General features: G+C 45.5%; 11 protein-coding genes. 8 read left to right on the top strand and 3 right to left on the bottom strand.

The window, feature by feature from the left end:
• The first annotated feature begins 6 nt into the window (after positions 1–6).
• Together QMA13_RS22635 and QMA13_RS22630 are read left to right on the top strand one after the other, a co-directional pair.
• Complete coding sequence (locus tag QMA13_RS22635) at positions 7–1065, top strand: Gfo/Idh/MocA family protein (RefSeq protein ID WP_282936002.1); 1059 nt, start codon at positions 7–9, stop codon at positions 1063–1065.
• A 47-nt stretch (positions 1066–1112) separates the two neighbouring features.
• Entirely contained in the window at positions 1113–1832 is a 720-nt protein-coding gene (locus QMA13_RS22630) for a ThuA domain-containing protein (RefSeq protein ID WP_282936001.1), read from the top strand.
• Positions 1833–1876: 44 nt separating this feature from the next.
• Here the strand turns inward: QMA13_RS22630 and thiM are convergent, their stop codons facing one another.
• Positions 1877–2689 carry a hydroxyethylthiazole kinase gene (thiM, locus tag QMA13_RS22625; protein ID WP_282936000.1) on the bottom strand — a complete coding sequence of 271 codons (813 nt, stop codon included), beginning with the start codon at positions 2687–2689 and terminating at the stop codon, positions 1877–1879.
• A gap of 189 nt (positions 2690–2878) precedes the next feature.
• Complete coding sequence (locus QMA13_RS22620) at positions 2879–4348, bottom strand: aminotransferase-like domain-containing protein (protein WP_282943513.1); 1470 nt, start codon at positions 4346–4348, stop codon at positions 2879–2881.
• A gap of 147 nt (positions 4349–4495) precedes the next feature.
• Between QMA13_RS22620 and QMA13_RS22615 the strand changes: the two genes are divergently transcribed.
• Positions 4496–5110 (top strand): LysE/ArgO family amino acid transporter, encoded by a 615-nt coding sequence (locus tag QMA13_RS22615; RefSeq protein ID WP_282935999.1) that lies wholly within the window; start codon positions 4496–4498, stop codon positions 5108–5110.
• 90 nt (positions 5111–5200) lie between these two features.
• Here the strand turns inward: QMA13_RS22615 and QMA13_RS22610 are convergent, their stop codons facing one another.
• Complete coding sequence (locus tag QMA13_RS22610) at positions 5201–6637, bottom strand: aspartate ammonia-lyase (RefSeq protein ID WP_282935998.1); 1437 nt, start codon at positions 6635–6637, stop codon at positions 5201–5203.
• 240 nt (positions 6638–6877) lie between these two features.
• On the opposite strand from QMA13_RS22610, the gene QMA13_RS22605 reads away from it, so the two are divergent.
• The 5 genes from QMA13_RS22605 to QMA13_RS22585 all read left to right on the top strand — a co-directional run bounded on the left by QMA13_RS22605 (position 6878) and on the right by QMA13_RS22585 (position 13665).
• Positions 6878–8362 (top strand): response regulator, encoded by a 1485-nt coding sequence (locus QMA13_RS22605; RefSeq protein WP_282935997.1) that lies wholly within the window; start codon positions 6878–6880, stop codon positions 8360–8362.
• Entirely contained in the window at positions 8359–10071 is a 1713-nt protein-coding gene (locus QMA13_RS22600; protein WP_282935996.1) for a sensor histidine kinase, read from the top strand. Before QMA13_RS22605 ends, QMA13_RS22600 begins: the two co-directional genes overlap by 4 nt.
• A gap of 138 nt (positions 10072–10209) precedes the next feature.
• Positions 10210–11169 (top strand): ABC transporter permease, encoded by a 960-nt coding sequence (locus QMA13_RS22595; protein WP_282935995.1) that lies wholly within the window; start codon positions 10210–10212, stop codon positions 11167–11169.
• Complete coding sequence (locus QMA13_RS22590) at positions 11163–12059, top strand: carbohydrate ABC transporter permease (RefSeq protein ID WP_282935994.1); 897 nt, start codon at positions 11163–11165, stop codon at positions 12057–12059. Before QMA13_RS22595 ends, QMA13_RS22590 begins: the two co-directional genes overlap by 7 nt.
• Positions 12060–12078: 19 nt before the next feature.
• Positions 12079–13665, top strand: coding sequence for a type 2 periplasmic-binding domain-containing protein (locus QMA13_RS22585; protein WP_282935993.1), 1587 nt, complete (start codon positions 12079–12081; stop codon positions 13663–13665).
• Positions 13666–13690: the final 25 nt, after the last annotated feature.

Below are 13690 nucleotides of genomic sequence, written 5' to 3'. Positions count from 1 at the left end.
TGATCTATGAGTCATAAAGTTTGGAATGTGGGCCTTATCGGGCTTGGAAGCATTGGCGACTATCATATGAGTCAGTTATCTAAAATCTCGAATACTCGTGTAGTGGCGGTTTGTGACGTTAATACACAGGCGGTAGAGCAAACGGGGAATCGTTTGAATTTGCCACCGTCCAAAAGATACACCGACTTTCGAGCAATCATTGAGGATCCGGAAGTGGACTTTGTCATATCTGGGGTATCCAATAAATATCATGCCGATATTTTAAAGCACGCGATTCATTGCCATAAACCGATTTTCTCTGAAAAGCCATTCACTAGAACCGTAGAGGAAGCAGATGAGTTAATAAGCTTGTATGAAAGCAATCCGGTCCCATGCATGATTGGATTCTCTTACCGCTACAGGCCTTGCTTTCAATTTGTAAAACAATTGCTGGAGCAGAAGACGCTAGGACAGATTCGGCATATTGCAGCTCACTATTTGCAAGAAGAAAATGCTCCGATGTTCAACAAAGAGTTTACATGGCGATTTAGCAAGGAGATGGCGGGATCTGGCATTCTAGCGGATATCGGCTCTCATATGATCGATGCCGCACGGTTTTTTGTAGGCGAGTTTAATCAGGTGTCAGGCTTGATGAGCACGTTTATTGACAGCCGAATCGATTTGCGTACCGGGGAAGCAGCCAAAGTGGACGTAGATGATTTTGCCGGATTCCAAGGTGTTCTGGATGGCGGAGTGATGGGAACCTTTTATACTCACAAAAATGCGATTGGCATGGGAAATCAATTTCAAGTTACCTTGTTTGGCGATTTGGGCACAGTCAGGATATCGGTTGAAAAACCAAATGAAGTACATTTGACGCTTAGAGAAGGGGACGATCGTGAACTTACGGAAAAAGTTATTTATTTGGATGGAAAGCCGATGAGGGTGATGCTGCAAGATTTTGTAGATTCTTTAACCGAGCCTCAATCTTCTATTTTCCCAGCTATACTAGATGGTTATCGGAATCAGCAGGTGCTGCAAGCCATTCTAGATTCAGCGGAAGATGGTGTTACAAGAAGGTTATAACTTCAATGAATGAAAATCCATATCCATATCAAAGGAGCCGATTTACGATGATTAAAGTAACGATCTTCAATGAATTCATTCAAGAGCAGCGCAAGCCAGAGGTTGCAGCCATATACCCGGAAGGCATCCATGGAGCGATTGCACAAGGAATTAAGCAGGATGGGTTTGAGATTCAATTTGCAACCTTTGACGAACCGGAGCATGGGTTAACGCAGGAAAAGCTGGATGATACAGATGTGCTGATTTATTGGGGGCATGTGGATCATAAAGGATTTCAGGACGTCGTTATCGACCGTATTTGTGAGCGCATACATAAAGGAATGGGGCTGATTGTGCTGCATTCAGGACATCATTCGAAGCTGTTCCGTCGGTTGATGGGGACATCCTGCGATCTGCTGTGGAGAGAAGCGGACGAGAAGGAACGCTTATGGGTTGTTGACCCTTCGCACCCTATAGTAGAGGGAATCGGCCCTTATATTGACTTGCCCGAAGAGGAAATGTACGGTGAACATTTTGATATTCCTGTACCGGATGAATTAATATTTGTGAGCTGGTTTGCGGGAGGAGAAGTATTCCGCAGCGGCTGCACGTACCGCCGCGGACAAGGCCGAATCTTTTATTTCCGTCCGGGCCATGAAACCTATCCTACTTACCATAACAAAGAGGTTCATCGTGTCATATCCAATGCGGTGAAATGGACAGCTCCTGTGCAAAGAGAAGCGACCTATTACGGTCATCACACGCCATTGGAGGAAATAAACAAATAACGGTAATCCGTCCGGTTTATCTACGCTTTGTTCAACAACTATCCTCAGCTGATTTTGCTAACTGACATGGACTCGCTCCAGACGGCTCCGTTCATTTGGGAAAGCTGATTCAATAATTCCATTTGGAACGTACCGGGCTTGTCCGCTGAAGATGCAAGGATCGCAGCGTCCGCTGCTGCGCTGTAGAAGGACAATGCGGAGGCGGCTGCCAGCATGAAATCTTTTTCTACGGCAGAAAATGCGCCGATGATTGACGTTAACAGGCAGCCCGTACCCGTTACACGAGTGAGCAGTGGTGTGCCGCCACTAATCTTGTAGGTATCCGTTCCGTCACTCACATAATCATCTGCTCCCGTTACAACTACGACACAACCAAAAGCTTGTGCCGCACGCTTCGTAAGCAAGCCGATATCTTCGGCCATATCTCCTGCGCTATCCACGCCCTTAATGGTCCAGGCTTCGCCAATGACATTGGCTATCTCGGCAGCATTACCTCGTAAGATGGATACATGAAGCTCCTTCATGATGCGGCGGGAGGTTTCGGTGCGATACGGGGTGGCTCCTGCACCTACAGGGTCGAAGATGACAGGAACCTGATGCTTATTAGCGGATCTTCCCGCGATCAGCATGGATTCGACCACCGTTTCGTCCAAGGTTCCGATATTCAGCACCAAAGCGCCTGCGATGCGGGCCATGTCGGCCACTTCTTCCTTGGCATAGGCCATTACTGGAGAAGCGCCTAAAGCCAGCAAGCCATTCGCTGTAAACTGGGTAACGACGACATTCGTAATATTATGTACTAAGGGGCTTGAAGATCTTACTTTGTCCAAGGTGCTGATCAATTTATGTTTGTCCATTTGTAATGTCTCCTTATTCTTGACTTTAGACTCTATCAAGCTCTAGATTCTCACTTATTCCTTATTCATTTTAGCACTTATTTATAAGGAATGTGAGGATCATGGGGCTAATAGAGAACATTTTTTATAAGAGATAGGGGAGCGGGGGAACCTGCTCCTCTTTGATTCTACACCATGCATGGATTGTCTCTAAGTTGAACGGTTGGGGTGGCTTATCGCCATCTCCTTCATAATAACCGATAATTTAAATATGCCTGTTTTCAAATCCTCCATGGAAGCGTAGGCATAAGAAATGCGAAGATGTCGACTGTTCTCCCCCTCATACAGATGGCCTGGATTAAGAAGAACCCCTTCTTTCAGTGCTGCTGAAAACAAGAGCTTTAAAGGCAAGTCCTGATACAGATGCACCCATATATAAAACCCTCCCTTAGGGATATTCCATTGAGCGTAATTCCCCATATGCTTCTCCAAAGCCGAAAGGGCAATCGTTCTTCGCATATGAAGCCGATCCCTTAAGGACCGAATATGCTGCTGGTACAAGCCGCTTTCAAGCCACTGCGCGGCCGCCGCTTGAGAGAGAGAGCTTGCTCCGTAATCCGTTTGCATTTTAATGTCCGCCAATCGGTCCATAACAGGCTCAGGGCCTATAATCCAGCCAATTCGAAGACCCGGACTGACGGTCTTGGAGAAGCTGCCTACATACAGAACGATTCCGCTGGAATCGACTGCTTTTAACGGCATTGGAGGAGGTTCATCGATCCATAAATCCCTGTATACATCATCCTCGATCAGGGGTAAGCCTTCCTTGATGCAAACCTGCATCAGCTGTTCTCGTCTTTCACGAGTCATGACCGTGCCTGTCGGATTATGAAATGAAGGAATCGTATAGAGCAGCGCCCCATTATATTGTTTTTTGTACTTGGGGATTAGATCGGCTCTAATCCCTTGAATGTCCATCGGAATACCGCTCAGCTTCATTCCCGCAGATTGAAAAATAGGAATGGAATACAAGTACGAGGGTTTTTCCAGCAGGATCGTCGACCCTCTGTGCAGCAAGCCGATAGAAATGAGATGCAGTGCCTGCAGGGCACCGGAGACGATCAAGATCGACGAAGGAGCAGCATGAATGCCGTATCCCTCGACATGCTGAGCAATAAGTTTCCTTAATTTTGCGCTTCCCTTTGGCTCCTCATAGCCAAGTGTTATCGTTTTATTGGAGGATAATGCTTGAAGCACCGCTTTCATCTCTTCATGAGGAAGCAGATCGGGACTTAATTCTCCTGTTCCTAGCCGGATGATATCTGGACGAAATTCAGCTTGATTAATTTCTTGTACAGTCGGCAAATTAGAGGACTGAACTCCTGAATTGACATAAGAGGTCCAATCCGGCGGGGGTGGAGAACTGGGGTGATCCCTTGAGCTAGCCACGACGGTTCCGCCACCGCGATTGCCCATCAAGAAGCCGTCTGCCGTTAATTCGTCGAGCGCCATCACAACCGTGCTTCGATTCACTCCAAAATCATTTGCTAATCGCCGCTGCGATGGAATTTTGGTTCCAACAGGCCATTCTCCATGTATAATTTTGTTTCTTATGTGAAGGCTGATCTGATAATGGAGTGGAAGATCAGATTTCCGGTCGGGCTGCCATTCAACTAACAAAGTCACATTTCTACCTCCGGTCGTGGATCATATCTCTTAGTATACGACTTGGTTGGTTCCTTATCCATCCAAATGGATGGAGCCAAGCTGGTTCTCCTGTTTTACAATAGTCGGGTGAGCCCATCAAGAACAACCGGAGGATATAAGATGATTGAAGCTTTAGTTCATGGAATCATTTTGGCAGGGGGACTGATTCTGCCTTTAGGAGTGCAAAATTTATTTATTTTTAATCAGGGAGCGAACCAACCGCGATTTATCCAGGCATTGCCATCCGTAATAACAGCCGCGTTATGCGATAATTTGCTCGTCATTCTTGCTGTGTTAGGCGTTTCAGCCGCTGTGTTTACATTTACATGGCTGAAAATGATTCTACTGGGAATAGGTATAGTATTTCTTCTATATATGGGCTGGACAACCTGGAAAAACGATCAGTCGGGAAGCTTAGCTTCAGGCACTTCCCTTTATGGATTACGCAAGCAGGTGCTCTTCTCGTTGTCCGTCTCTCTATTGAACCCGCATGCCATAATGGATACGATCGTTGTGATCGGAATGAATTCACTCCAGTACACAGGCTCGGACAGAATGGCATTTACTGTAGCTGTGATCGCGGTATCCTGGCTGTGGTTCATAGGTTTGTGCGCCGTTGGGAGCCTAATGAAGAAGATGGACAAGTCCGGCGATGGGATGAGACGATTGAACAAAGCATCCGCCTTTATCATCTGGGGAACGGCCATCTATATGGTCTGGCGATTATTTCATTGAGCCGTCATTGAACATAAGCCGACTCGTTTAACAGCCAAAGAGAAAAGGACAGCCGAGATTGTTCATCGTCTGTCCTTTCTTTATGTTAAGCTACGCTTTCCTAAGCTTCTCTCTCATTTGGTATATCAGTTCATCCATCTGATTAGAATCGGTCATGTTGATCGGATTCAAGAGGAGACGGGCATCTTCCTCGGTCATCAGCTTGGATTGGATAACGACGTCTTTTACCGATTGATTGGTTCGTATTGCCTCCTTGGCTATTCGGCTTCCAGTTTCATAATCGAAAACGGCAGAAATCAAAGCGGAGACAGCGGTCGAGCCTTCAGAATACTCACGGCATACTTCAAGATTGGCCTCTATACCGCTAACGCATTGTGTCGCGAAGATAGGAATCGATTTAGTGAGCAGCGTGCAGGATTCAAATAAACATTTGGTAATAATGGATTCCCACACATTCAGATCGAGCTCTCCACCCTCGACGGCCATCGTAACTGCCGTGTCGTTGCCGCATACTTGATAGCATACCTGATTGATTAATTCGGGAAGGACCGGGTTAATTTTCCCTGGCATAATCGATGATCCGGGCTGCAGCGCCGGGAGCTTGATCTCATTAAGGCCAGCTTTCGGTCCTGAGGACATCAGCCGGAAATCAGATGCGATTTTGGATAGCCCTGTTGCCAACGCTTTAAGCGCGGCCGATATTTTTAAATAGAGATCCCCATTTTGCAGTCCGTCAAAAAAGTTATGCTCTCGAGTAAACGGTTTACCGGTCATACTCCTTATATGTCCATAGGCTTTATCTAAAAAGCCGGGAAGGATGCCAACGCCCGTACCGACGGCTGTAGCACCTAGAGGAAGTTCCAGGCATTCAGCTGCGATGGCCTGCAGAAAGCGGATTTGCCGATCCAAGAAAGAAGCGTAGCCGCTAAATTCTTGTCCTAAGGTTAGAGGAAGCGCATCCTGCAAGCAAGTACGCCCGATTTTAACCACATGCTTGAATTGGTCGGCTTTACGATCCATTTCGAATTTCAACGAATTCACTTCTGAGATTAGCTGCTCCAGCATGAACAGAAGCGCTATTTTCATAGCGGAAGGCAGCACATCATTCGTAGATTGTCCTTGATTGACATGGGTATTAGGGTGAACGGCACTGTAGCCTTTATGCCCTGTAATGAGCTCATTGGCCCGGTTTGCGATGACTTCATTTATATTCATATGAACAGCAATGCCGCCGCCTCCTTGAAACATATCGACAGGGAACTGATCCTTGAAGCGTCCTTCTCTGATCTCGTCGGTTGCTTGGACAATGGCATGGCATACTGCTGTATCCAATGCGCCTATTTCATGATTGGCGAGCGCTGCTGCTTTTTTTATGGTAGCGAGACTATGGATGAGCCAAGGCGCGTCTTGGCTGATCTGTCTGCCGGATATATTAGAGAGCTCAAGACTGCGTAAAGTCTGTATCCCGTAATAGAATTCGTCGGGTATTTTCATGGTACCTAATGAATCTTTTTCTTCCCTAAACATGCATGATTTCCTCCCTGTTAGTTCAGTGCTGCTGAATATCGAAATCATTAATAATAGAGAGCTATGATGTATCCTTCCTACATAGATCCATTGTAAGTCCAATAATCAAAGCATGTCAAAGCTGTTGAAAGTGCTAAGCGAATGAATAAGAATTTCATAAGAAACACGATTTTACAGACATCGACAATTAAACTGCATATAATGATAACAGTGTAATTCTTCATTTTCCGGGAGGGCTCTATGTACAATATTCTTATTGTGGACGATGAGAAGATTGAGAGGGAAGGCATCAAGCTGTTAATCCGGAAGTACAAGCTTCCTTTTTTAACGGCTGAAGCTGAGAATGGATTGAAAGCGCTTCAATATATGCAAAATAATCCAATCGATCTTTTGCTAACCGATATTAAGATGCCTTTTATGGATGGTATGCAGCTGGCCTCCGAAGCGAGAAGGTTGGACCCTTCGCTGCAAATTTTGCTTTTATCTGCTTATGGAGAATTCGAATATGCTAAGAGGGCCATGCAGCTGCAAGTGGCTAATTATATTTTAAAGCCTGTGGAAATAGAAGAATTCCTCCATGTTATGGAAGAGGAGGTTCAACGTTGTGAAGAACGCAGAAGGCAGCAGCTTCTAGAATTGCTCCACGGAGGAACGACGTCAATAAGCCGGAAACGCTACTGGAATGTGTTTCCTTATAAGCAGATGATGGTAATGGAGAGCCGAACTAAGTTTTTTGATACCTGCTTGGATGATATGGAACGAACACTGGGAGAAATATTGGGGCAGCCCGTTAATTATATCAATTTGAATGAGTACCAGAGCCTCTTGCTATTCCAGAATATACTATACGAAGGGACAAGCTCTAAAGAGCACAGCCTTATGGGAGAACGAGTGCAGTCAGAAATGAAGCGCCGCTATCAAGCTGACTTCTATATGGTGTTCAGCGGCAGGTTGAGTTCCGAGGAGACCTTTCATTCGGAATGGAGCAGGATGGAAAAGCTTCTTGAGTCGAAATTCTTCACGGATGCTCCCTTTATTGTGTTCTCGGATTCATCAGTGTCGAGCCTCCATGGTCCAACCGATTCCATAGATGCGGTGGTGGAACGGGTTCAGTCAGCTATTGAGCACAAGAATGTTCAACTCGGACGTGAGGAGCTGGAACGTTTATTTCATATTTTGGAAGGGAGCAGCTCGTTCTCGACCATTTACGTAAAACATATCTGTACGCTATTAGTTAAACACATGGTAATTCACCTGCAAGGCTATGCAAAGAAGTCCGTTCAGGATATGGCGCAGGACATTTACTTCTGCCACCATCTTACTGAGCTGAAAGGATTATTACTACAGTTTTTGGATGAGAGCTTAGAAGGGAGTTCTCCAGACGATAGCATTCATTTAAAGCCCGGACGGAAACCGATTGCCCAGGTCCTGGACATTATTCATGGGGAATACCAGACCGATATCAGCCTTGAGCAGGTCGCGGAGAGGGTCTATTTAACCCCCAGCTATTTGAGCTATTTATTCAAGAAAGAGACGGGATGCAGCCTGGTAAAATATGTGACTCAATATCGTCTGGAAAAGGCGAAGCATTATTTACGCTGCTCGAATATGAAGATCGTGGATATCGGTCATGAAGTGGGATATGTGAGTCCGTCCTATTTCGGTGCGCTGTTTAAAAACTATGTCGGCGTGTCTCCAGCCCAATACAGGGAGGAGAGTCCATGAACCGATTGCTGCACTATTTCCTCAATTTGCGGCTGAAGCAAAAGCTGGTGCTTACATATATCGTTCTCACGTTCATCCCGATTATCGCTTTGGGAGTCTATTCTTACCACCAATCCAACCAATATCTTCATCGTCAAGCGATGCAGGGGATGAAGGATACGGCTGGAGTCATGGCTGATAAATTTAATTACAAAATTGGCAAGTATAACAATTTAACCAATTTGATCGTGTTCAACTCGGGCATTCAGCGTATTTTCGCAAATCAGTATGAGGATCTGGACAATTTGGCGTACGATTTAAGGCACGATTTGGACCCTTTTTTCAAAATGATTTTGACCATCGATAAGGAGATTGCCCAACTTACCGTATATTCTCAGAACGATCTTCCTGAATACGGCGATTACATCCAATCCTACGATAGAGTTAAGGATACTTCATGGTACAAAAGCTCCAACAAGAATACATATTCCCCAGGATGGTACTACGAGCAGGGAGAGCTGCTGCTTACCCGCAAATTCCCCCTTTTTTTCACAAACGGTAAATATGTTCTGTTATGCATCAAATTGCGATATGCCGACGTTTTTCAGGACATTAACCCACCTGATTTAAATGAGTACGGGATCGTTATAACCGATTCGGACCATCGCGTTATTTTTTCCAAAACAACTGAATCCGGCGCGCAGTTAAGTCTGAAGGACGCAGAAGCCTCTGGAATACCCGAGGGGATTATCTCCTTAAACGGAGTAGATCATTTTGTCATCAAGAGCAGGATGGAACAACCTAATTGGACGCTTTACTATTACGCTCCGGTGGCACAAATGTCTCCAGGTCTTATTCAAATTGTCGGTGCAACGATCGTTATTATTATGCTGTGTCTTATTGTCCTGATGATTCTGATCGGGCTGTTCTCCAATACGCTGCTGAAGCAAATTCTCGTCTTAAATCGTACGATGAGGTCAGTGGGAGACGGCAATTGGGATATCGTTATTCCAAAAGGCACAAAGGATGAGATAGGCGAACTGGCCGTCCGGTTCGACGATATGCTTCGCAAAATCAAGGAGCTGATTAACGAGGTATACCATAACCGACTGCTTCAGAAGGAGGCGGAGCTAAAGGTACTGCAGACGCAAATTAATCCCCATTTTCTGTATAACAGCTTATCGATCATTAATTGGAAGGCGCTTCACCTTGGTGCGACGGATATTAGTCATATCGTGACGACGTTGTCCAAGTTTTATCGTACGGCGCTGAATAAGGGAGAGTCGGTGACTTCAGTCCGTAGTGAATTGAATAATATGATGGCTTATTTGGAAATCCAACTAATTATGCATGATGAAAGTTTTGATGTGAACTATAGGATTGACGAGGCGCTGTATCGCTGCCATACGTTGAACTTTATTCTTCAGCCGATTGTTGAGAATGCAATAGAGCATGGGATCGATCAGAAGCCGGAAGGGCGGGGACTGCTTATCGTTACAGGGGCTCTGAAGGAAGACAACATCGAGTTTATAGTGGAAGATAACGGACCGGGTATGAGTAAGGAGCAGATAGCTTCATTGTTCAGTACTGCAGCCAAAGGCTACGGTTTAAAGAACGTACATGATCGTATTCGACTATCATTCGGTGATTTGTACGGGGTTTCAGCAGAAAGCAACGAGGAGAAGGAACCCGAATGCGTATTATTTTGCCACACGAGGTACGGAACGTAAAATTGTGATTCTTTTCTAAAGAATCTGATAATTTAATCCAAGTCAAAGTCTAGTATAGTTAAAGCATGAAATGTAAGCGTAGTCAAATAGGAAGGAGGTTAAGGCTTCGGATTTATTACCCGCCCAAGGAGGTGTCCGATGAAAAGCGCAGTGGAACTCAGCGAACCGGTTCGTGAAGTCGTCAAGCTTCGATCTTTTCGATATAAACAAATCAAAGCCCATAAAGCACTGCTGTTAATGTTGGTCCCCGGTCTGTTATATTTTATCATCTTCCATTACATACCGATGCTTGGAGCTGTGATCGCATTTAAGGATTTCAAAATTCTTGGAGGCATCAGTGCAAGTCCTTGGGTCGGGATGAAGCATTTCCATAAAGCGTTCTCGGACCCATATTTCTACATCGTACTCAGAAATTCATTACTTATCAGCTTCTATAAGCTAATCTTTGGTTTTCCGGTACCGATTCTATTTGCCTTGTTACTGAATGAAATTCGCCATGTGCATTTCAAAAAGGTAGCGCAAACCGTATCTTACCTTCCACATTTTATCTCATGGGTCGTGCTGTCCGGTATCTTCATCAGCATTTTCTCCCTTGACGGAGTCGTTAACAGTATTCTGAAGCTGATGAGTGCACAGCCGATTCTATTCTTGGCAGACGAGCGATACTTTCGCAGCATTCTGGTCGTTACGGATATATTCCAAAGCTTTGGCTGGGAGTCGATCATTTATTTTGCTGCCATAGCCGGAATCTCGCAGGAGCTGTATGATGCGGCAGTAATCGACGGAGCAAGCCGCGTTCAGAAGATGATATACGTGACCTTTCCGATGCTGCTTCCAACGATCTGTATTCTGCTGGTATTGCGGATGGCCCATGTGCTGGATGCAGGCTTCGATCAAATCTTCAACATGTACAGCGCAAAAGTGTACGACGTGTCGGATATTATAGACACTTATGTATACCGAAAAGGCCTGATCGATGCCAATTACAGCTACTCGACCGCAGTGGGGCTGTTCAAGTCAGTTGTTGCTTTAATTCTCATTGTAACGGTAAACAAGGTCGTCCGCATGATGGGGGGAAGGGAGCATACGTTATGGTGAACAGCGCTCAACCGAAGAAATCGGTAAACGGGAAGCTGGTTGATGCGTTCCTATATGCGATCGTTCTTCTAATGATGGTTATCACGCTGTTTCCATTCTGGAATCAGGTGGTTATTTCCTTAAGTCCAGGCAGTGCGGCCTTCAACACAGGAGTTCAGCTCTGGCCGTCACGTATAACCTTTGACAGTTATGTGATGGCGATGAAATATGAATCGCTCTGGACCGGGTTCGCCAATTCTGGATTGCGGGCCTTTGTCGGGGTAGTGCTCAGTCTCATATTAACCTCCATGTTCGCCTACCCACTATCGAAAAAGGGGCTGCCGTTCAACTCGCTGCTTACGGCGTTCATTATCTTCACGATGCTTTTCAAAGGCGGTTTGATCCCTAACTATATTTTGATCAAGAAACTAGGCTTGTACAACTCCATGTGGGCGCTCGTATTGCCTGGCGTTATTAGTGCTTTCAATGTCCTTATCATGCGGAACTTCTTCAAGTCGATCCCTGAGGGATTGGAAGAATCGGCGAAGGTCGACGGGGCTGGATACTTTCTGATCTTCTGGAAAATTGTGCTTCCGTTATCCAAGCCGGTTTTGGCTACGGTGGCTTTGTGGGTGGCAGTGGGACACTGGAACGCCTGGTTCGACAGCTTGATCTACATATCAGATCCACACAAGCAAGTACTGCAGGTCGTGCTCCGTAAAATTATTGTCGACAACAATATGGATGAATTGAATGCGATGCTGTATCGGACGGACCAGTCGGGCGCTTTCTCAGGTAGACAGCTTCAAGCGACCATGATAATGATGTCTGTCATTCCGATGCTGCTCATCTATCCGTTCGTTCAAAAATATTTTGTCAAAGGGATCATGATCGGTGCAGTGAAAGGTTAGCTTATAAGGAGGCTTGGATATGAAAAAGAAAAGTGTGGCCGCCTCGCTAAGTTCTGCCATTTTGCTTACGGCGCTAGTGGGCTGCAATTCATCTGAAAGTCAGCCAACAGTACCCTCCACTGATGCAGGTACGACCAATAAGAGAATGAAGCTTACTTTTTTGAGTGCTAATTACGATAAGGTGACTCCGAATGGGTACGCCAACAACCAGATCAAAGAGAAATTCAACGTGGATATTGATATTTTACCGATTCCAAACGATGCGAATGCTCGCAAAGATGCCATTTTGCTTAAAATAGCCTCTGGTGAAATACCGGAAACTTGGGCGGATATGCCTTTTACATCGTACAACAAGTTGGTAGATCAGGGAGCTGTAGCCGAAATTCCCCAAGAGCTGCTGGATAAATACGCTCCAAAATACATGGCTTGGCTGAAAAAATACTTGGGCAACGATCCATTCGTTTATACGCGCAGAAACGGCAAAAACTATTCGCTGCCGATCGTCTGGAGCTTGGGACCAACTTGGCAGGTTCTCGGAATTCGTCAGGATTGGCTGGAGAAGGTCGGCATTTCGAAAGCACCTGAGACCCTGGACGACCTGGAGGTCATGCTCCGGAAATTTAGAAACGACGATCCCGACGGGAACGGTAAGAAAGATACGTATGGCTGGACAGTGAAAAGCGAAGCCATTGAGAATTTATTCTCACCGATATTCGGAGCCTTTGATGTATATCCCGGAGCTTTCGTCGACCGGGGAGGCAAGCTTGTCAGGGGTGAGGTGGAGCCAGGAGCCAAGGAGGCGCTGACCCTCTTGAACAAATGGTACAAGGAGGATCTTATCGATCCCGAGTTTGTCCTTAACAAGCAGAAGAACGTGGAGGATAAAGTCATTTCAGAGAAAATCGGGATGGTGCAGGATGCTTGGTACAAATTTATCCCGAGAGATGCTTTTAACTCCGGAATATTTTACGAGAAGACGAAGGAGAAGAATCCTAACGCGAAATGGACGACGATATCAGGACCCAAAGGACCTACTGGAAAGCTTGGTATCACGCAGCGCAATCCTATTCCAAGCTCCGGCGTACAGTTTGGTGTGCAGATGGCTAAGGATCCGGACAAAATGATTCGCTATATTCAGCTATGGGAGGAACGGTCGTTTAACCCTGAATTTTATGAAAAGCTCGTTTACGGAGAAAAGGGGAAGACATACAAGATCAACGCTGACGGCGATTTTGAATATATTCCTCCTTTTGATAAAGAAGAGGAGCGCATTAAGTTCGGGATTGGTGATCAATATGGGACGTCCTTCAACGATTATGATCTGCAGGCACCGTACATGACGAAGAGCAAATTAATGCCGATTCGCAAGCAAGCTGAGAGTGTGGCTAAAGGGGAATATGATGTGATGAGTCCTGTTGAGCTGCCCATTTATTATGAAAACAAAGATAGATTGGATCAACTGACAATCAAAAATTTTATCGACTTTGTTACAGGAAAACGTCCAATCTCCCAGTTCAATGATTTTGTGGATGAGTGGAATAAATCTGGCGGTTCCAAGGTAATGGAAGAAGCACAGAAGGAATACGAGAAAATGAAGAAAAAATAATGTATCAATCAGATGGGAAGGGTGA

This window comes from Paenibacillus sp. RC67, from assembly GCF_030020805.1.
Taxonomy (GTDB): Bacteria; Bacillota; Bacilli; order Paenibacillales; family NBRC-103111; genus Paenibacillus_S.
Note: the sequence above shows the minus strand (reverse complement) of the source record. Positions and strands in the feature narration are given on the sequence as shown.

Excerpts from the sequence above, each read along its gene's own strand:
- QMA13_RS22635 (WP_282936002.1), top strand. The coding sequence starts at position 7 with ATGAGTCATAAAGTTTGGAATGTGGGCCTTATCGGGCTTGGAAGCATT.
- QMA13_RS22630 (WP_282936001.1), top strand. The coding sequence starts at position 1,113 with ATGATTAAAGTAACGATCTTCAATGAATTCATTCAAGAGCAGCGCAAG.
- thiM (WP_282936000.1), bottom strand. The coding sequence starts at position 2,689 with ATGGACAAACATAAATTGATCAGCACCTTGGACAAAGTAAGATCTTCA.
- QMA13_RS22615 (WP_282935999.1), top strand. The coding sequence starts at position 4,496 with ATGATTGAAGCTTTAGTTCATGGAATCATTTTGGCAGGGGGACTGATT.
- QMA13_RS22610 (WP_282935998.1), bottom strand. The coding sequence starts at position 6,637 with ATGTTTAGGGAAGAAAAAGATTCATTAGGTACCATGAAAATACCCGAC.
- QMA13_RS22605 (WP_282935997.1), top strand. The coding sequence starts at position 6,878 with ATGTACAATATTCTTATTGTGGACGATGAGAAGATTGAGAGGGAAGGC.
- QMA13_RS22600 (WP_282935996.1), top strand. The coding sequence starts at position 8,359 with ATGAACCGATTGCTGCACTATTTCCTCAATTTGCGGCTGAAGCAAAAG.
- QMA13_RS22595 (WP_282935995.1), top strand. The coding sequence starts at position 10,210 with ATGAAAAGCGCAGTGGAACTCAGCGAACCGGTTCGTGAAGTCGTCAAG.
- QMA13_RS22590 (WP_282935994.1), top strand. The coding sequence starts at position 11,163 with ATGGTGAACAGCGCTCAACCGAAGAAATCGGTAAACGGGAAGCTGGTT.
- QMA13_RS22585 (WP_282935993.1), top strand. The coding sequence starts at position 12,079 with ATGAAAAAGAAAAGTGTGGCCGCCTCGCTAAGTTCTGCCATTTTGCTT.